This is a genomic window from Chryseobacterium sp. LAM-KRS1 (genome assembly GCF_013184525.1).
In the GTDB taxonomy this organism is placed as follows: domain Bacteria; phylum Bacteroidota; class Bacteroidia; order Flavobacteriales; family Weeksellaceae; genus Chryseobacterium; species Chryseobacterium proteolyticum.
Genome location: NZ_JAAOIZ010000005.1, coordinates 17,347 through 34,307 on the forward strand (window position 1 = coordinate 17,347; position 16,961 = coordinate 34,307).

General features: G+C 35.2%; 19 protein-coding genes. 4 read left to right on the forward strand and 15 right to left on the reverse strand.

Going from position 1 to position 16,961, the window contains the following annotated elements; genetic code table 11:
* Positions 1–105: 105 nt before the first annotated feature.
* Entirely contained in the window at positions 106–828 is a 723-nt protein-coding gene (blaIND, locus tag G9C87_RS14665) for an IND family subclass B1 metallo-beta-lactamase (RefSeq protein WP_172282479.1), read from the reverse strand.
* Between the two features lie 418 nt (positions 829–1,246).
* Between blaIND and G9C87_RS14670 the strand changes: the two genes are divergently transcribed.
* Positions 1,247–3,676, forward strand: coding sequence for a TonB-dependent receptor (locus G9C87_RS14670; RefSeq protein ID WP_172282481.1), 2,430 nt, complete (start codon positions 1,247–1,249; stop codon positions 3,674–3,676).
* A 60-nt stretch (positions 3,677–3,736) separates the two neighbouring features.
* Here G9C87_RS14670 and G9C87_RS14675 read toward each other — a convergent pair whose 3' ends face one another.
* Complete coding sequence (locus tag G9C87_RS14675; protein WP_172282483.1) at positions 3,737–4,390, reverse strand: metal-dependent transcriptional regulator; 654 nt, start codon at positions 4,388–4,390, stop codon at positions 3,737–3,739.
* A gap of 85 nt (positions 4,391–4,475) precedes the next feature.
* Between G9C87_RS14675 and G9C87_RS14680 the strand changes: the two genes are divergently transcribed.
* The gene (locus G9C87_RS14680) at positions 4,476–5,507 is read left to right on the forward strand and encodes a threonine aldolase family protein (RefSeq protein ID WP_172282485.1); all 1,032 of its coding nucleotides are present in this window, start codon (positions 4,476–4,478) and stop codon (positions 5,505–5,507) included.
* 47 nt (positions 5,508–5,554) lie between these two features.
* On the opposite strand, the gene G9C87_RS14685 is transcribed toward G9C87_RS14680, so the two are convergent.
* On the reverse strand, positions 5,555–5,884 hold the full coding sequence (locus G9C87_RS14685; protein ID WP_172282487.1) for a hypothetical protein: 330 nt from the start codon (positions 5,882–5,884) through the stop codon (positions 5,555–5,557).
* 60 nt (positions 5,885–5,944) lie between these two features.
* Positions 5,945–6,445: a hypothetical protein gene (locus tag G9C87_RS14690; RefSeq protein ID WP_172282489.1), complete on the reverse strand. Its 501-nt coding sequence runs from the start codon at positions 6,443–6,445 to the stop codon at positions 5,945–5,947.
* A gap of 241 nt (positions 6,446–6,686) precedes the next feature.
* Here G9C87_RS14690 and G9C87_RS14695 point away from each other — a divergent pair, with 241 nt between their 5' ends.
* The gene (locus G9C87_RS14695; protein WP_194304266.1) at positions 6,687–7,658 is read left to right on the forward strand and encodes a hypothetical protein; all 972 of its coding nucleotides are present in this window, start codon (positions 6,687–6,689) and stop codon (positions 7,656–7,658) included.
* Positions 7,659–7,922: 264 nt separating this feature from the next.
* Here G9C87_RS14695 and G9C87_RS14700 read toward each other — a convergent pair whose 3' ends face one another.
* The 5 genes from G9C87_RS14700 to G9C87_RS14720 form a co-directional block, all read right to left on the reverse strand.
* Complete coding sequence (locus G9C87_RS14700; protein WP_172282491.1) at positions 7,923–8,480, reverse strand: DUF4256 domain-containing protein; 558 nt, start codon at positions 8,478–8,480, stop codon at positions 7,923–7,925.
* Positions 8,481–8,629: 149 nt separating this feature from the next.
* Complete coding sequence (locus G9C87_RS14705; RefSeq protein ID WP_172282493.1) at positions 8,630–9,043, reverse strand: DoxX family protein; 414 nt, start codon at positions 9,041–9,043, stop codon at positions 8,630–8,632.
* Between the two features lie 18 nt (positions 9,044–9,061).
* Positions 9,062–9,640 (reverse strand): YdeI/OmpD-associated family protein, encoded by a 579-nt coding sequence (locus G9C87_RS14710; protein ID WP_172282495.1) that lies wholly within the window; start codon positions 9,638–9,640, stop codon positions 9,062–9,064.
* Positions 9,641–9,767: 127 nt separating this feature from the next.
* Complete coding sequence (locus G9C87_RS14715) at positions 9,768–10,253, reverse strand: SRPBCC domain-containing protein (protein ID WP_172282497.1); 486 nt, start codon at positions 10,251–10,253, stop codon at positions 9,768–9,770.
* 73 nt (positions 10,254–10,326) lie between these two features.
* Positions 10,327–10,656: an ArsR/SmtB family transcription factor gene (locus tag G9C87_RS14720; RefSeq protein ID WP_172282498.1), complete on the reverse strand. Its 330-nt coding sequence runs from the start codon at positions 10,654–10,656 to the stop codon at positions 10,327–10,329.
* Between the two features lie 603 nt (positions 10,657–11,259).
* On the opposite strand from G9C87_RS14720, the gene G9C87_RS14725 reads away from it, so the two are divergent.
* Positions 11,260–11,760, forward strand: coding sequence for a DUF1062 domain-containing protein (locus tag G9C87_RS14725; protein ID WP_228457041.1), 501 nt, complete (start codon positions 11,260–11,262; stop codon positions 11,758–11,760).
* A 70-nt stretch (positions 11,761–11,830) separates the two neighbouring features.
* Here the strand turns inward: G9C87_RS14725 and G9C87_RS14730 are convergent, their stop codons facing one another.
* From G9C87_RS14730 to G9C87_RS14755, 6 genes are all read right to left on the reverse strand, one after another.
* Positions 11,831–12,697 (reverse strand): DMT family transporter, encoded by an 867-nt coding sequence (locus G9C87_RS14730; RefSeq protein WP_172282502.1) that lies wholly within the window; start codon positions 12,695–12,697, stop codon positions 11,831–11,833.
* 204 nt (positions 12,698–12,901) lie between these two features.
* Entirely contained in the window at positions 12,902–13,297 is a 396-nt protein-coding gene (locus G9C87_RS14735; protein WP_172282504.1) for a VOC family protein, read from the reverse strand.
* Between the two features lie 233 nt (positions 13,298–13,530).
* On the reverse strand, positions 13,531–13,938 hold the full coding sequence (locus tag G9C87_RS14740; RefSeq protein WP_172282505.1) for a GNAT family N-acetyltransferase: 408 nt from the start codon (positions 13,936–13,938) through the stop codon (positions 13,531–13,533).
* Between the two features lie 201 nt (positions 13,939–14,139).
* Positions 14,140–14,844, reverse strand: coding sequence for a hypothetical protein (locus tag G9C87_RS14745; RefSeq protein ID WP_172282507.1), 705 nt, complete (start codon positions 14,842–14,844; stop codon positions 14,140–14,142).
* A 310-nt stretch (positions 14,845–15,154) separates the two neighbouring features.
* Positions 15,155–15,835, reverse strand: a complete 681-nt coding sequence (locus G9C87_RS14750) for a porin family protein (RefSeq protein ID WP_172283470.1) — start codon at positions 15,833–15,835, stop codon at positions 15,155–15,157.
* A 252-nt stretch (positions 15,836–16,087) separates the two neighbouring features.
* Positions 16,088–16,948 (reverse strand): PhzF family phenazine biosynthesis protein, encoded by an 861-nt coding sequence (locus G9C87_RS14755; protein WP_172282509.1) that lies wholly within the window; start codon positions 16,946–16,948, stop codon positions 16,088–16,090.
* Positions 16,949–16,961 lie beyond the last annotated feature (13 nt).

Genomic DNA, 16,961 nt, shown 5'->3' on the forward strand with positions numbered 1-16,961 from the left:
CGTTTTACGGGATTTTTTTTGATGAAACAAGCTTTGTAAACATGATTAACACAGCAGAAAGTATGTTTAAATAAAAAAAGTCCAGGCAACTTGCCTGGGCTTTTGCTATTTTTTATTCAGGAGATCTATTGTATGTTCTACATGACCTCCACCTTTCCATTCATCATGTCCCGGAATAACCATCGTTGCTCCGGCATACCTGGATTTTAATTTTGCCATTGTCTGAGGCCACGCTTTTACATTAGCTTCTCCGGTATATCCTAAATCTGCTGCCATTCTGCTTTTTACCAGACATCCTCCATCTAATATATGGTATTTGGGGAACCATACCACTACATTATCTGCAGTGTGTCCCTCTCCAAGAAAATCAACGATAAACTCTTCTCCTCCAATGCGATAGGGTTTTCCTGTTTTTATAATTTCAGTAGAGGTTGCTTTTCCATTCTTCTTTAAGATTTCGTTAGTTTTTTCCGTAGCATAGGTCTTGATGCCTTTGTTATTATAAAAACTGAGATCTCCTGCTCTGTCCTCATGGGAATGGGTGGCAAATACAGCAATAACAGGTAGATTATGACGCTTTTGTATTGTATCTATCAGGCTTTGGTACTGTGTTTTCTGCCATGGAACATCAAATAAAACGACTCCTTTTTTAGTAATAAGATATACTGCGTTGGTAGAATATTCCTTGCCCCCAAATACTCCAAAAGTTTTGTAGATATACAAATTGGGCTTAATAGGTGGTTCTATTACAAAATCTCTTACCTGGGCATGGATGAACTGGCTTAGAAACACAATGGAAATAATCAGAAACTGACTTCTTTTTTTCATAATTTTTTAGAATAATAATTTAATGATACTGCTTTTAAGAAGAATAAAAGTTGAAGCAGAAAGATTTGCAAACCTAATTAAAATAAAAATATTGACCATTTGCTGAAGAAGGTTTAACCCTTTTTTAACGATTATCAGTCACCATCATTCTTTATGAGGTAAATACTTGCTCGCAAATTTATCTGCATGATAATGTTGTGAAATCTTCGTAGTGGTTTTGAACAATCATTTTCACTTCGTCTGTGAAATTAACTTTATTACTTTAAGGTAGGATTCCAGAGTAATGAAAAGAATATGACAAATAATTAAAGCAACATTGTTGCGTTAATTAAAATTTTTATACTTTTGCCTTTGTTCACGAAGAGGCTTTTTAATGTTTAGCCATAGCCTTTGATGATCATGGTTTAATACAATGTATATGAATTTCAGATTTATGCTGTCAGCATCCGGTATTTTTACTATTTCTATAGTAGGTGCCCAAAATGCACAATTAAAAGGAAGGGTACTTTATGAAAACGGAGACTTTCCGAATACCGAAGTAATACTCAAAGGAACAAAAGAAAAGACGGTAGCCGACAAAACTGGTAACTACATTATGAAAAATCTGGTTCCGGGTAGTTATCAGCTTGTTATTAAGGCGAAAGGGTATGAGGAAGTGCAGCAGGACATTTTTGTAGAGAAAGCTTCTACGGCTATTCCGGATATTTTATTGTTACGTAATAGCAATACAATTGATGAAGTGGTTATTACAGGGGTTTCAAAAGAAACTTTAATCAAGGAAAATCCTGTTGCAGTGATCAGTATTTCTTCTAAACAGATTGAAAAATCAGTAGCTACCAATATCATAAGTGCCCTTGTAAAATCTGCACCGGGAATGAGTGTGGTAGAAACGGGACCGAATGTTTCCAAACCTTTTATCAGAGGATTGGGATATAACCGGGTTTTGACTTTGTATGACGGCGTACGCCAGGAAGGTCAGCAATGGGGAGATGAACATGGTATAGAGATCGGTCCCTATATGATTGAAAGGGCTGAAGTTATAAAAGGCCCTGCAAGCCTGATGTTTGGTTCCGATGCATTGGCCGGCGTTGTAAGTCTTTTTCCCTATATTCCGAATCTGGATGATGGAGTAGTACATGGTAAAATAACAAATGAATACCAGGGAAATAATAATCTTATCGGGAACGGAATGCAGGTGGGATACAAAAAGAACTCTTTTATAGCAGCCTTAACCGGCTCTTACCGAATGGCTAAAAACTTTAGAAATTCTATTGATGGAAGGGTCTACAATACCAATTTTGAAGAAAAGAACTTATCTTTTTTATTAGGATATAAAACAGACACCCGTTTTTCTAAGATCAATTTTACATTATATGATAATCTCCAGGGAATACCGGATGGTAGTCGAGATCCAAAAACCGGAAAATTTACTTATCAGGTAGGAGAGGGAGATGATGATGATATGGAAAAAAGACCTATTGTGCCGGAAAAAGATCTTAACTCTTATGCTCTTTCCCCATTGCACCAGAGAATTCAGCATTACAGGCTATATGCTCAACATACCGAACAGTTGGGAAAAGGTGATCTGGATATCCAGCTGGCCTTACAACAAAATATCCGCCGTGAATATAATCATCCTACATTTCCCTCGCAGGCCGGAATGTATGTACGACTCAACACTTTAAATTATGGAGTACGCTATAATTTTCCAAAATTTTCGTCTTTTGAAATTTCTGCCGGAGTGAATGGTATGATGCAGAATAATACAAATAAATCAGCAACTGATTTTCCTATTCCGGACTATGATCTGCAGGAGGGAGGAGTTTATGCTTATGTAAAATGGAAATACAAAAGACTCAACATCAGTGGTGGTGCGCGGTATGATCTTCGGAATATTCGATGGAGTGACTTTTATATAGGAACAAATCCTATCACCCAATTTGAAGAACACGTCCCATCGTCATCTGCCAGTGCCGAACTTCGATTTCCCTTGTATCATAAAACATTCGGCGGAATATCTGCCAGCATAGGATCAGCGTTTCAGTTAACGAAGCACATAAGTCTTAAAGCAAATATCGGAAGAAGCTACAGAGCTCCTAATATCACAGAAATAGGCTCCAATGGATTGGATCCGGGAGCTCATATTATTTACAGAGGAAACAGGAATTTTGATCCGGAGTTTTCATTACAGGAAGACTTGGGAGTCAGTACACGCTTTAAAGATTTTTCTGCAGACGTGAGTTTTTTTAACAATAATATTCAGAATTATATATATCTTTCATTGCTTATAGACAGTCAGGGAAATCCTCTTGTCGATTCCCAGGGAAACAAAACCTACCAATATCAGCAGGCTTCTGCCCAACTTTATGGTATGGAAGCATGGCTTTCTCTTCATCCAGAGAAGTGGAAGGGATTTAATTTTGAAACCAGTTTTTCGGTTATTTATGGATTCAACCGGGAAAAGATGTTTAAAAACCAGGGAATCAACGGCGAATATCTTCCATTGATCTCTCCGCTGAGATTATCAGGCAATATATCCCAGAAAATATCTACAGGTTCCACAATTATTTCTTCGATTACTCCAATGGCAGAAATAGAATATTCAGCTGCGCAGAACAGATACCTTAACCTCAATGGTACTGAAACTGCAACATCTGACTATACCTTATGTAGTATAGGAACGTCCATGGCTATCAACTATTCGGAAAATCATTCCGCAGTCCTCCAGTTTCAGGTGAATAATGTTTTTGACCGTGCCTATCAGTCGCATCTTAGCCGTTTGAAGTATTTAGGCAATATTTATAATATGGGAAGAAATGTATCTTTAAAACTTATTGTTCCTTTTTAAGGATATAAAAAAAGTGGCCGGATTTTTTCCAGGCCACCTTATTTGTGTTATACTTAGGATTTACTTTTTTACCAGTATTTTCTCCGTCGCTTTTTTACTTAGAATTTCTTTTTTTCCTTCGATTTCAATTGTTACGGATTTATCGAAACTCTCAATTTTAATGATCTTTATCTTTGTATTCAGTAATAACTTTCTCTCCGTGAGATAGCTTAAGAAAGCATCATCTGAGAGTGTAACGGATGCAAAAACTACGGTTTCACCGACTTCGCAATTGCTCAGCTTCTGCAGATCCTGAGCAATAATATTTCCATCTTTATCGGGAATAGGCTCTCCATGGGGATCGAATTTCGGATGATCCAGAATTTCATCCATTTTATCAAAAAAGATCTGGGAGTGTACGTGTTCCAATTGTTCTGCAATTTCATGCACATTTTCCCAGCCAAAGTTCATTTTTTTCACCAGAAACATCTCCGTCAACCTATGTTTACGCACTACCAATGCTGCTTCCCGTCTTCCTTTTTCGGTAACTCGGAGAGGTTTGTAGGTTTCATAAACAACCCAGCTTTTTTCTGCAAATTTTTTCATCATGTTATTAACGCTGGGCATTTTTACATTTAAAAATTTACTCAGTTCGTTAATCGTTACTTTCCCTTCATTATCAACCAAATGAAACAAAGCCTTCAGATAATTTTCTTCTGTTAATGTTGTTTTCAAAATGTTAGACGATTTTACCTACAAATCTAACAAAATATTGTGGAAATGTTGCGCTTGTTGTCTTCAATTTTTTTAATTTTGATCTATGAAATTTTCATTCAAAAACGATTATTCAGAGGGATGTCATCCCAATATTCTACAAGCACTTTTACGATCTAATCTCGAGCAGGAAGCCGGTTATGGGGAAGACCGTTTTTCCTTAGAAGCTAAACAACTGATCAGAGAAAAAATAGGAAAAAAAGATTCAGAAATTTATTTCGTTTCAGGCGGAACACAAGCTAACCTGATCGTTATTTCATCTATTTTAAAACCCTATCAGGCTGTAATTTCTGCTTCTACAGGTCATGTTTTAAATAATGAGACCGGAGCTATTGAAGCTACAGGCCATAAGATTCTAGGCATTGAAAAAGCAGACGGGAAATTAACACCGGAAGATATCATAACGGTTTTGGAAAGCCATACCAATGTTCCGCATCAGGTGATGCCTAAATTGGTTTATATTTCCAACTCAACAGAATTAGGAACTATTTACACCACCCGAGAGCTGGAGGATCTTTCCGCATTTTGCAAAGAAAGAAGCTTGTATCTTTTTATGGATGGAGCAAGGCTTGGACATGGTTTAACGGCAGAAGTAAGTGACCTGAGTCTTGAAAAAGTAACCCAGCTGACTGATGTTTTTTATTTGGGAGGAACTAAAAACGGAGCTCTGATAGGGGAGGCAATTGTGATCAATAATCCTGTTCTTCAGGAAAATTTTGGGTTCAATATCAAACAGAAAGGGGCTTTGCTGGCAAAAGGAAGGTTACTTGGAATCCAATTTCTGGAACTGATGAAAGATGATCTGTACTTTGATCTGGCCAGACATGCGAACCGGCAGGCGATGAAAATAAAAAATGCTCTACAGGAAAAAGGAACTGCTTTTTTATCCGTGACTTATACCAATCAGATATTTCCCATTTTGAGTAATGAGCTTATCGATATTTTATCCCAAAAATTTGAGTTTTACATCTGGAAAAAGATCGATGACCAGTATTCTGCAATCCGGTTGATTACTTCTTGGAATACTCCTGACGAAGGCATCAATGATTTTATTGAAATTATTAACAGAGAGTCATAACTAAAAAACAGCCATATGGCTGTTTTTTTAGTTTGTATCACGGCTGATTAACCGTGGGGATCTTGCCTAAGTATTTGCTTTATACCCGCAACCACTTCATCTTCAAGATGTTTTATCTTATCTTTTTTCATTCTGATATAAATAGCGATCGGAAAAGAGAAGATAAAATAAAATAGAGGGATATCACTGTTGGTTTGTGTAGTAACAGTACCTATTCCCGGATTGGTCGTTATTTTTACATTTCCGGTAAGAGTAAAACCGCTTGTACGAACCTGTAATGTTCCAAAACTTGTCTGAATTTTATATTGAGGAAATATTCTCCTTAAATCTTCAATAAATTCGGACTGTGAAAAAGGCCTGAATTGAAGTGTCTGCATAGAACATGATTTTGGTTTGTATTCTTGGAAAGGCGCTAATGTGATGCAAGAAGCTGTGTCTTATTTTAATGCTTTGGATACAAGCGCACAATCAGCAACATTCATTTTCGGCCCATCTTTGTAAGCAACTTTCTTTTCGTCGGCATACTTACTTTGCCCGCCTTCTTCTTTATGGTCTCCAATTCCTTCAATTAATGTATTGTCTTTCTGAATAAAGAAAATATCGCGTTTACTTTTAGTACCTTCCGACTGGAATTCATAAGTGAGTTTTAATGTATCTCCTGATTTAAAGCCTGTTATATCTCCTTTAGAACTGTCCTTTTCGCTGTTTTTATAAGCTAATTTACCTGAGATGGTTCCCAGATTATCATCAATAGATGCAAAAACACTGTCTTTACCAATTACTCCTAAATAGCAAAATGACTTTGTTCCTAATGTATCAACCACCGGCTCTTCAACTGCAACAGAATCGGTTTCCACTTTTGGAGTTACAGGTTCCGGTTTTTTATTGCAATTCATTAAAAAGAATGATAATGAACCCAACATAATTAATTTTTTCATATCCTTAGAATTATATTAAATCAAATTTCGATTTTGCTAAATTAACCAAACTATTTAAATCAAAGATATATTTAATGGAAATAAAATTTATTAAAAAAAAAGTCCCCGAAATACTTGTGTATATCAAATTTTTCCTAATTGCTGAGAATCGCTTAAAAAAAACTTTCCCGGATATTTTCCCGTATATCAAAAGCTCATTTAGGCATAAAAAGTGCTTATAAAAGGATAATAAAAATCGGATATGATAAAAAGTTTTAAAATATTTTGTCTTGCTTTCATTTTCTTTGGAGCAAGTTCTTTCAAATCTCAAAAACCTCAAAATTATATTTATACTTCTTCAGGTGATCTTCATGATCTGGAAAAAAAGATAAGAAGCAAAGAGATCGGAGGAGTTCAAATTGTTTATAATTGGAAATCTTTGGAAAAAGAAAAAGATGTTTATGATTTTTCCCGGATTGAAAATGATCTCAATTTCCTAAGCCAACTCAATAGAAAGTTGTTTATTCAGCTTCAGGACCGCTTTTTTGAACCCGAAGCCCGATACGTTCCGGATTATATATTAAAGGATAAGGAATATAAAGGAGGATTGGTTCCGCAATATGATAACCCTGGTGAAAATAAGCCTGTTGGGAATGGTTGGGTCACCCAACAATGGAATCCCGAAGTTCAAAAAAGATTTCAAAAGCTCATTGGCGCTTTAGCTGAAAAATTTGACGGAAGAATTCAGGGCATTAATTTACCGGAAACGTCTATAGACATTGAGATGAAAAAAGATAAAACCGGTTTCAGCTGTGACCGGTATTTTCAGGCAGAGATCGATAATCTAAAGTTTGCAAAAGAGGTATTCAAAAAGTCCAACGTTTTGCAGTATGTCAATTTCTTTCCTTGTGAATGGGAAAATGATCATCAATATATGTCCAGGCTATTTAAGTTTGCCAAAGAAAATAATGTGGGTTTAGGCGGTCCTGATATTGTTCCCAACAAAAATGCCCAGATGAAAAATTCCTATCCCTTCTTTAATCAGTATAAAGGACAACTTTCTTTAGTTGCAATGGCAGTTCAGGAGCCAACACTCACGTATAAAAATCCAAAAACAAAGAAACCTTTCACAAAAGAAGAGTTTGTAGAATATGCCGGGAACTATCTGGGTGTGGATATTATCTTTTGGAGCGTGGAAACACCGTGGATAAGGGAATTAAAAGTTGAAGACTAAGAGGGAGTTGTATTTGTGTTTGAGGGTTTGAGAGTCTGAGAGTTTGAGGGTATGAGGGTTGTAGAATAATGGGTTTGGTATCAGGTTGTTTGATTTGGTAGATAGTTCTAGATACAGTTAAGGTTGAGAGTATTTATTTTATAATAACTATCAACTCTCAACTTTCAACTCTTAACTTAACTTTACATCTTGAACCTTATTGCAGCTCTCAGACTCTCAGACTCTCAAACTCTCACACCCTCTAACTCTCAAACACAAGTACTCTCAAACTCTCAAACTCCCACGAAATCCTCTTGCAGCGTAGTATGAATCTGCACCGTTGTGATACATGAAAACCGTATTGTACCGGCGGTCGCAGAAGATGGCACCTCCTAATTCACGAATTTCAGGGGGTGTCTTTACCCAGCTGGATGTTTTCAGATCAAACTTTCCTAATTCCTGAAGTTGGCGGTATTGTTCTTCAGTTAGTAATTCAATTCCCATTTCTGACGCTTTGTCGATGGCATTACTTTCCGGCTTATTGGCTTTACGGGATTCCCAGGCCTGGTAGTCGTAACATAGGCTTCTTCGTTTTGGACTTTCCGGAGAGCAGTCGACAAAAATGTATTCATCGGATTTTTTATCGTAACCGATGACATCGGGCTCTCCTTCAGTATCTTCCATTTCAGAAAGTGACCATAATTTTTCAGGTTGTGCTTCAAGCCTGGTCTGGATCTTACTCCAGTCAAGACCTTTGTGGCGGCCGGTATTTTTTTCAAAACGGGTCTTCAGAATTTTTAAAAGCTCCTGACTCTGTTGTGAAGTTAATTTTTTCTTATTCATATTAATTTGATGTTTTTTTGTTATTCTTTAATGGGATGTGATTTCGTATAACACGTATTCCTGAAGTTCCTGATTATATGTGTTTTAGGTATATTTTTTAAATTTTTATCTAACTGATCATGCAGATATTTTCAATCAGATTAAAAAACTTACAATACATTATTATTACCAAATCCAACTTTTCGGTCAGCAGGTCTGAAGTAATATGAAATCAGAGTAAGTACCAAAAGCAATAGTGAAGCAAAAATTTTACTTGAATTGTGATCTGAAGCAAGATGGGAAATAATAGCTCCTGACATCACGAAGAAAAATCCTGCATAAGCCCATTCTTTTAATAAAGGATACTTAGGAATAAGTACGGCGATTACACCCAGGATTTTCCATACTCCGATAATGGTCATGAGGTAAGCCGGATATCCAAGGCTGGTAAAGTTTTCCACTTCATCTTTATTTTTTAAAAGCTGAACCGCAGCGGTTGATACCATTCCCAATGCCAGCCAAAGGGTAAATATCCAATAGATGATCTTATTTCTTTTTTCGGATTTGTTTGATTGTGTTTCCATAGTATAATTTTTTTGTGATTAGTCGTTAATTCCTTTACCGTCAAGAATTTGAGGAATACATTTTTCAATTCTTGATTCACGGGTTTTACTTTGTTTAGCAGAGGAAAAATGGAGTAGGTAGGCCCTTTGTCTTCCCGGTGTTAAGGCTTCAAAGGCTTGTTTTAAAACAGGATCTTTATCCAGCTTCTGTTGAAATTCTTCCACCATTTCGAATTCTTTAGTCTTTTTCATTTCAACTTTAATTCCCGATTCTTCAATTTCAACAGCCTCAAACATGTATTCCCGGAGAGTTTTTTCAAGGTCATTAATCTGTTCCAGATCTGTAAAGCGGATTTGTCTTGCGGCCTGTACATTTTCTGTCTGTTGGATCAGGATGTTATCAGGATCCTTCATTAAAGCACCTTTAAAAAAGAGTAGGGCGCAATAGTCTTTGAACCCGTGGATCAAAAAAATATTTTTTCCTTCATAGGTATAACAGGGACATCCCCATTTTAAATCTTCTACAAGTTCGGTACTTAAAGCAATGGTTCTTAATTTTTTAAATTCTTTTTGCCATTGGCCGGGTTCGTTAAAGAAAAAGTCTGTTTTTGGATTCATGGTGTTTTGTGTTATAGGGTTTGAAGTGGGAGAGTTTTAGGGTTTGAGGGTGGGAGGGTGAGGTTTGCAGGATTCGAATTTCGGGGTTAAAAAATGAAATGATTATTATTGCTTTAACCTCTAACCTCTAACTTCTAATCTCTAATTTCTCAATTCCCTTAACCACTTCCTGAAGTCGATTATGGGCTATATTGATTCCCTGGGCAAATGGTAATTTCAGGTGCTGGTCCCTGAAGTCTACGGATTTATAGATGGTTTGGATGGTAATTTTGCTGGTGGTGTCAGTTAATTTTTCAAACTCTAAAAACTCTATCTGAGCGGGGAAGGGTGTATTTTCCATTTGAAAGGTCCGGATTATTTTCTGATCGGGAATGATCTCATGGATCGTTCCGTTGGCACTGAAAACTACGTCGCCCTGTGGATTTGAGGTTTCAAAACGGTAGCCGCCATGTTGCTTATTTTCCATTTTTACCACTTTAGTTCCCATCCATTGTTGTACCAATTCGGGTTCTGTGTAGGCTTTAAAGAGAAGATGGACAGGAAGATCAAATTCCCTGGTGATGAAGATTTCCTGCTTGCCGTCTTCGGCGTGAATTTTTGTTTTTAGTTCCATGTTTTTGGTTTGAGTGTTTTGGTGTTTGAGAGGGGGAGAGTAAGAGTTGTTGGGTATAATTATTCATTGCCCATTACTTACTACTTATGTTTTGATATGCTTTCATCACGCTTTCCAGCTTGTTGAATTTCTCATCCCACATTTTGCGGAAGGGTTCTATAAAATCGGCTATTTCTTTCATTTTATTGGGATTTAGGTGGTATATCATTTCGCGGCCGTTTTGTTCCTGAGTTAAAAGTTCACATTCCGTAAGGATCTGTAAATGCTTCGAAACAGTAGGGCGGGCAGTATCAAAATTAGAAGCAATGGCTCCTGCTGTCATTGATTGGGCAGCCACCAACATCAAAATAGATCTTCGGGTAGGATCTGCTATTGCCTGGAATACATCTCTTCTTAAATTCATTGTGTAGCTATTTGACTACAAATATATATGAAGTTATTTAGCTACGCAAATATTTTCCAAAAAAAATTGAAATTGTTTTATATAAATCTTTTGTAAAGCATTGGATTGCGGCTTTGAGCCCGGAGACAGGGTAGTTGTAAAGGTTAGGAAAAATCATATTATTCTCAAAAAGCAATTGTAACGAATAAAAAAACGATCAAATAATCGCTGTTTACAAGAGATTGATTATATTTATATCACAAATCAACGATCATTGAGAACCATTCTTAAACTTATAGTAGCTTAAAATCGGCCTTATAAACCACAGGCTGATTACTTCTTTATTTGGGTAATTCTATACCCGAACAGGTTTTTCATTTAATCATATTATTTATTGGGTTGCTCACAAAGGCAATTGCATGAATTATTTCTACAGTGTCCTGATCATCTTATGGATCAAGACTATAATATTATTAAATGATATCCCAAAATTAATGAAGAATAATAAGCATACTTTAAATGATACAATATATTTGGGAGGTAAAAATAATGAATACTCCCTTTTTAAAAAGAAAATGCAGTCATTGCAGCAGCGACAGATTTTATTGCAGTGAGAAATTCAGGATGAACGCTCAAAAAAAGAATATCGATATATGGTTAATTTACAACTGTTTAAAATGTGGGAGCTCCTATAACATGACGATTTTTTCCCGTATAAAACCAGAAAACATAGATAAAAATCTTTTCAATAAGTTTTCGGAGAATTGTACAAAGACAGCCTGGGATTACGCGTTTTCCAGGGAAACAGCACGGAAAAATAATGTTGAACTGGATTTTGAGAGTGTCCGGTATGAGCTGGAGTATGAAAAGGTTTCAGCAGAAGATATTCTGAATGGTGACCATGATATCATAGCCTTTGAAATTAAATATCCTTTTGATTTTAATCTTAAATTTTCATCTGTTATAAAAAAATGCTTACAGCTTTCGACAAATAAACTGAACCAATTGATCACGGGAGAAGCAATACATATCCCGCAAGGTCCACTGCAAAAGAAGCATAAGATTAAGAATAAGGATATAGTACGGATAAACAGAGCAAGATTGAAAAGCATGTACGATAATTAATTTGTCACTATTTTGTGATTTAAATTTATTTAAAAACCCTCTTACTATAAAGGAAGAGGGTTTGTATATATTATTTTTTCCTGATCGAAATGATAGTCTGTAATACAACAGAAGTAATGATCAGAGAAAGTCCAATATAGAATGAATGATTTACCTGTTTGCTTTCATTAAAGAATACAAAGGCCATGATAATTGCGTAAACAGGCTCCAGATTGAAGGTTAAGTTCACTGTAAATGCAGGGATCTTTTTTAAAACCTCTGCAAATATAACATAGAGACCCACTGTACAAAAGAGAGCCAGGATCATCAGATAACCGATATCATTCATCCCGGGAATCATACTTTCCATCGGGAAAAAATAAAGATAAACCGGTAGGACAGCTCCCAGGCAAACAGTTCCACTAAGCATCTGGTAGTAATTAATGACTTTGGTGTCATAATGTTGAACCAAGCGCTTGTTGAAAATGGTATATAAAGCGCCAATAGCGGATGAAATAACACCTAAACCGATTCCTAATTGATATGATGTATCAAAATGAAAAATCAGACTGATCCCCAAAACCGTTAATAAACTTAACAACAGCTCGGAAATCTTAAACGGTTCCTTATCGATAAGAGGTTTGAATACGGCAGTAAAAAAACTGGTCAGACAATAACACACTACACCTATGGAGATATTAGCGTATTTGATACTTGCGTAAAAAAATAACCAGTGCAAGGTAATCAGTATTCCAATTTTGGCTATATGGAATTTTCCCCGGGTTGAAATCATATAAGGGATTCTCAGCGATTTGAGAATCACGAATAAAATGAGAGTAGAGAATAACAGCCGGTACCAGACCAGAAGACCTTCACTAAGCGAGATGAGTTTTCCGAATATTCCTGTAAATCCGGCCAGTATAACGGCCAAATGTAATAATACATATGATTTTTTCATGAGACAATTTGCCTGTCTGTAAAGACAAAGATTTTAATTAATAGGTCATTGAATCTGAAGCATTAGAAAACAGCCAATAAAATTTTATCAGCGTTAATACTTCAGTTACACTTTAGAAATATTAAAATCTTGGAGGAGGCAAACAGCTTGAATGGTTCATATTGGATTGTATTACGGCAAATATAAGAATTAAATCCAGGAATACTACATGTGGAATACATTAAAGGTATGGCCGTCAGGATCCGAAAAAACAAATCCATAATAATTATCTCCGAAACTTTGAGGCGCCGAGACAATGGTGCCACCGGCTTTTTCAACTTCTTTAGCCCAGTCATCTGCCTGATCTTTGCTTTCTGCAGATAGCGTAAAAACAATCTCATGGACTTTCTGGGTGTCGCAGAATTCTAACGGCTTAAGATTGGACTCCAGGATATTTTTCAGGAAAAAATGGATCACAAAATCATTGTCACCAAAGAAAAAGCTTACCAGCTGATCAGAGGTGTGCGGACCATTAGGTTTAAATCCTAAGTCTGTATAAAATTTGTGGGTACGTTCAAGATTGGCTACGGCCAGATTTGACCAGATCATTTTAGGTTTCATAATGATTTTATTTTTTGGTTAGGATAAAGGTATAGGGTTTATAAAGAATCTGCATTGCCATATGGCAAGATTTGTAATGGCTGAGAATCGGATATTTGAAAAGGTGACAGAAAGATGAGCGTATGAAGGATAATTACCCCTATTCGGAATGAATTTAAAAAGTCCTATAATTTATATTATGTTAAATTGTATATGCTAGTATAATTTCATGCATCATTTTATCATAAGCATACTTAATAATTTCTTTGAATTATAAATGCTTCAGAAATATTTTTCATTCCAATTTTTTCATAAAATTTAAATGCATTTGCATTTGAATGCAAAATTAGTTTGCATTCATTGCCTGCACTTTCTTTTGTAAGTTCAATTAATTTTTTTCCAATATTCAGATTTCGATATTGTAAGTCAACGCAAAGATCTGAAAGATAGCAACAATAACTAAAGTCGCACAAAGAACGAGCAATTCCAACAAGTTTTGTATTATCCCAAGCAGAAACTATCAGATTTGCATTAGTGAACATTTTTTGTAAACGAATTTTATCATTCATATCTTCAAGTGGCAAATAATCAGAATCAAATAATAAGGCTATTATTTTTTCAATTTCTATTTCTTTGTTTAATTTATATATTATGTCTTTCATATAATTCCCTATAACGAAGTGTTGTCAAATGCCTTGTCAAATTTATCTGTAAGTTGGCAGAGCAAATTTGTTTTAATTCTTACTAAAGACTGATTGTTTTAACTATACAAAGTTGTGTATGGTTTATATAAAAGCCTTCTAAATAATACAAAACTCTAATTAAAAATTTCAGTACGCTCCCTTATGAATACAAGTATTATTTTATTTATTGTTGATAATCGGTGCGAGTTCTGTTTTTAATTTGTCAAACTCTTCTTTGCTCATCATATCAATTTCTACTAGATCTTTTGCTTCCTTTAATTTTGCTATCGCTTCATCTCTAGTCATCTTTCTGTTTTTTAAAAGAATTTCACCAGATTCAATTCCTAATTCTGTATCCATTACACTTAAATATTTATTTATTCCGAAAGCTCGACCATTTATTTCTCCTAAAACCATAACTACATACAAAGGCTTGTTTTTACTACCTCTATGGTATGCTTTTATCTCTCTGACAATAACCGTAGTGTTCTTTAAACTGTTGTCTGCCATATTCTGTGCATCACCACCCATAGCAGACATAATACTTCCAAATCCAGCTGGTCTGCCCATTTGTATAAATTCATAAGTTTTTTTTGAAGTACTTCTTGATTGTGCAATACCTCCTCTTGCTCTACCTCCATAACTTCCTGAATAAGTTCTTGTATTCAGTTCTTGAGATGTAGGATATCCTAATATTAATGTATCACCAACCTTCACACTATTTTTATTCGTTGTTATATATTCTTTAACCTGAGCACCATTTTTAATAGTGTTGAAAAAATTAATGTCCTGAGTGTTTTCGTAAGTCAATAAATCAATATCTTCTTGAGCTTGAATATTAGCTATTGAGAAAATAATAGTAAAAAAAGTAATTGTTTTTTTCATAATTGTTATTTATTATAGTTGTTTTATTTAATATTCGTTTTGAGATTTTAAATATTAAATTTCAGAAATATTGTGCATTTTTCAAATAAAAATCCTAAAAATCTGATGTTACCGCTCTAAACCTATCAATATCCCTACTTTGTTCTATCTCAAATATTTAGTAGTCTTTTCTGTTTATGTACTAACCAAAGATAATCAATCTAATCTATCATAATCTACGGGATGTCGTAAACAGCAAATACAAAGTATTTATATTACAATACAAAACCAGGCTTATTGTAAGCCTGGTTTTTGGAAGAATGTTTCAATTTTATTTAAATATATAATTGACTCCTAAACTGATCACCTGTTCAGATTTCCTTTTCTTTGTCAGAGGGTCTTTAGTCCACGATTCATTAAGTTTAGGATATGTATTGGAGATACCAAAATCATATTTTACCATAAATTCTAATTGTCTTTTGTAGCTATAGCCGGCCCCTATTCCAATTCCGAAATTAAACTTATTGGCTTTTCCACTAATTTCCGGGTATTTCGGATCTGTTACATTAGGATCATAATAAGGTCTGCTGATTGGTACATTTCTGACGTTCTGGCTTAATAAAAAATTAAATCTTGGACCCGCCAATGCAAAAAACTCTGATTCGCTGGAAGAAAAATATCCTTTTACATAAATAGGGACACTCAAATAATTATTGGCATAAACGGCATCATATCCATAGCCTTCCCTACCCTTAATACTTTTGTCCCTACCTGTCTCTCCTGCACCGTAAAATGTAACTTCCGGCTGGATAAAAAACTGGTTCGTACTCTCTATAGGTATCATAGCCAATGCACCCGCCTGAAACGTAAATCTCGGACCAGAAGGGTTATGTGCGTTTCTTACACTTGAAAAGTTTCCACCGGCTGTGACCCCAAATCTTGTGGACTTTAAATTAATTTGCGCGGACGCCAAAGTAGACGCCAAAACAGACGCTAACAATACTTTTTTCATCATAAAATTGTGTTTTACGATTGCAAATGTAATTGTAATAAAATAGAAGGATTATTTTAAAATATCCTATTAATGGTAATTTGAGGCTTGATCAAAGAAAATAAAAAATGGTTGTGATAATAAAATAATCATCAATTTTTTACTTTAAATAAAAAAAAGATGAGTAATTAGAAGAATTTTAAATGATAATATTGATGAAGTTTTAATTAAGAACCAGGCCACATTTGCTTTTAGTTATGTCTTTTGAGTTGTTCAGATGAATACTTCACCTTGTGCGATTTTACAAACATCCCCTTCTACAAAAACATGATCCATTTGTTCATTTTCACCGGTGACCATAACTTTAATCTGGCTTGGTCTTCCCAAAAAATGTCCCTGCTCAATAATGATTTCGCTATTTATTTCTGCAATTTTATTCTCAACTAAGTAGGCACCTACAGGACCAGCTGAGCTTCCTGTGGCAACATCTTCTACCCAACCCTGATTATCCCAGGTTCTCCCCTGCTTTCCGGCAACATCCAGAACAAATATGAATTTGGCACCAATTTCATTAAGCTTAACTTCTAAATCAGGAATTATAATTTTTGATTTGCCTAATGCACTGGCTTTTACAGGAACTATTAAGTAAGGTAAACCTGTAGAAACTACCTGAAATGGAAATTCTTCGAATTTGTCCTCCATGCTCAGATTTAAATAGCTCAAAAATTCATTTTCTTGTTCTTTTCTTAATACCGTTTTAAATTCCGGAATTCCCTGATTCATTCTTGCTGAATAATAGTTGGTTTTTTTTGTTGTTTCCACAACAACCGGCTTTTCATTAAGCTCAATAGTCCAGCTGTTTCTCTCCTTTTCCGGGGAATAAAGATCGTGAAGCATTGCAGACAAGCCGATTATGGGGTGTCCTGCAAAATCCAACTCTTCTTCAACTGTAAATATGTATGCTCTGAAAGTGTTCGGATTGATTTTATAATAAAAGATACTTTCAAATTGCTTCATTTCCTGCGTTAGAATATGCATGCTCTTTTTATCAAATTCCTCATTAATCTCAAAAATGGTCAATCCGTTTCCAGAAAATTTCTTTTTTGAGAAAACATCTACATGGTAGTACTTCATTATATTTATTTTT

Coding starts and splice junctions, on each gene's coding strand:
- G9C87_RS14695 (WP_194304266.1), top strand. CDS start 6,687: ATGATAAAAAGTTTTAAAATATTTTGTCTTGCTTTCATTTTCTTTGGA.
- G9C87_RS14725 (WP_228457041.1), top strand. CDS start 11,260: ATGAACGCTCAAAAAAAGAATATCGATATATGGTTAATTTACAACTGT.
- blaIND (WP_172282479.1), bottom strand. CDS start 828: ATGAAAAAAAGAAGTCAGTTTCTGATTATTTCCATTGTGTTTCTAAGC.
- G9C87_RS14680 (WP_172282485.1), top strand. CDS start 4,476: ATGAAATTTTCATTCAAAAACGATTATTCAGAGGGATGTCATCCCAAT.
- G9C87_RS14745 (WP_172282507.1), bottom strand. CDS start 14,844: ATGAAAAAAACAATTACTTTTTTTACTATTATTTTCTCAATAGCTAAT.
- G9C87_RS14685 (WP_172282487.1), bottom strand. CDS start 5,884: ATGCAGACACTTCAATTCAGGCCTTTTTCACAGTCCGAATTTATTGAA.
- G9C87_RS14690 (WP_172282489.1), bottom strand. CDS start 6,445: ATGAAAAAATTAATTATGTTGGGTTCATTATCATTCTTTTTAATGAAT.
- G9C87_RS14670 (WP_172282481.1), top strand. CDS start 1,247: ATGAATTTCAGATTTATGCTGTCAGCATCCGGTATTTTTACTATTTCT.
- G9C87_RS14740 (WP_172282505.1), bottom strand. CDS start 13,938: ATGAAAGACATAATATATAAATTAAACAAAGAAATAGAAATTGAAAAA.
- G9C87_RS14750 (WP_172283470.1), bottom strand. CDS start 15,835: ATGAAAAAAGTATTGTTAGCGTCTGTTTTGGCGTCTACTTTGGCGTCC.
- G9C87_RS14720 (WP_172282498.1), bottom strand. CDS start 10,656: ATGAATTTAAGAAGAGATGTATTCCAGGCAATAGCAGATCCTACCCGA.
- G9C87_RS14735 (WP_172282504.1), bottom strand. CDS start 13,297: ATGAAACCTAAAATGATCTGGTCAAATCTGGCCGTAGCCAATCTTGAA.
- G9C87_RS14705 (WP_172282493.1), bottom strand. CDS start 9,043: ATGGAAACACAATCAAACAAATCCGAAAAAAGAAATAAGATCATCTAT.
- G9C87_RS14730 (WP_172282502.1), bottom strand. CDS start 12,697: ATGAAAAAATCATATGTATTATTACATTTGGCCGTTATACTGGCCGGA.
- G9C87_RS14700 (WP_172282491.1), bottom strand. CDS start 8,480: ATGAATAAGAAAAAATTAACTTCACAACAGAGTCAGGAGCTTTTAAAA.
- G9C87_RS14715 (WP_172282497.1), bottom strand. CDS start 10,253: ATGGAACTAAAAACAAAAATTCACGCCGAAGACGGCAAGCAGGAAATC.
- G9C87_RS14755 (WP_172282509.1), bottom strand. CDS start 16,948: ATGAAGTACTACCATGTAGATGTTTTCTCAAAAAAGAAATTTTCTGGA.
- G9C87_RS14710 (WP_172282495.1), bottom strand. CDS start 9,640: ATGAATCCAAAAACAGACTTTTTCTTTAACGAACCCGGCCAATGGCAA.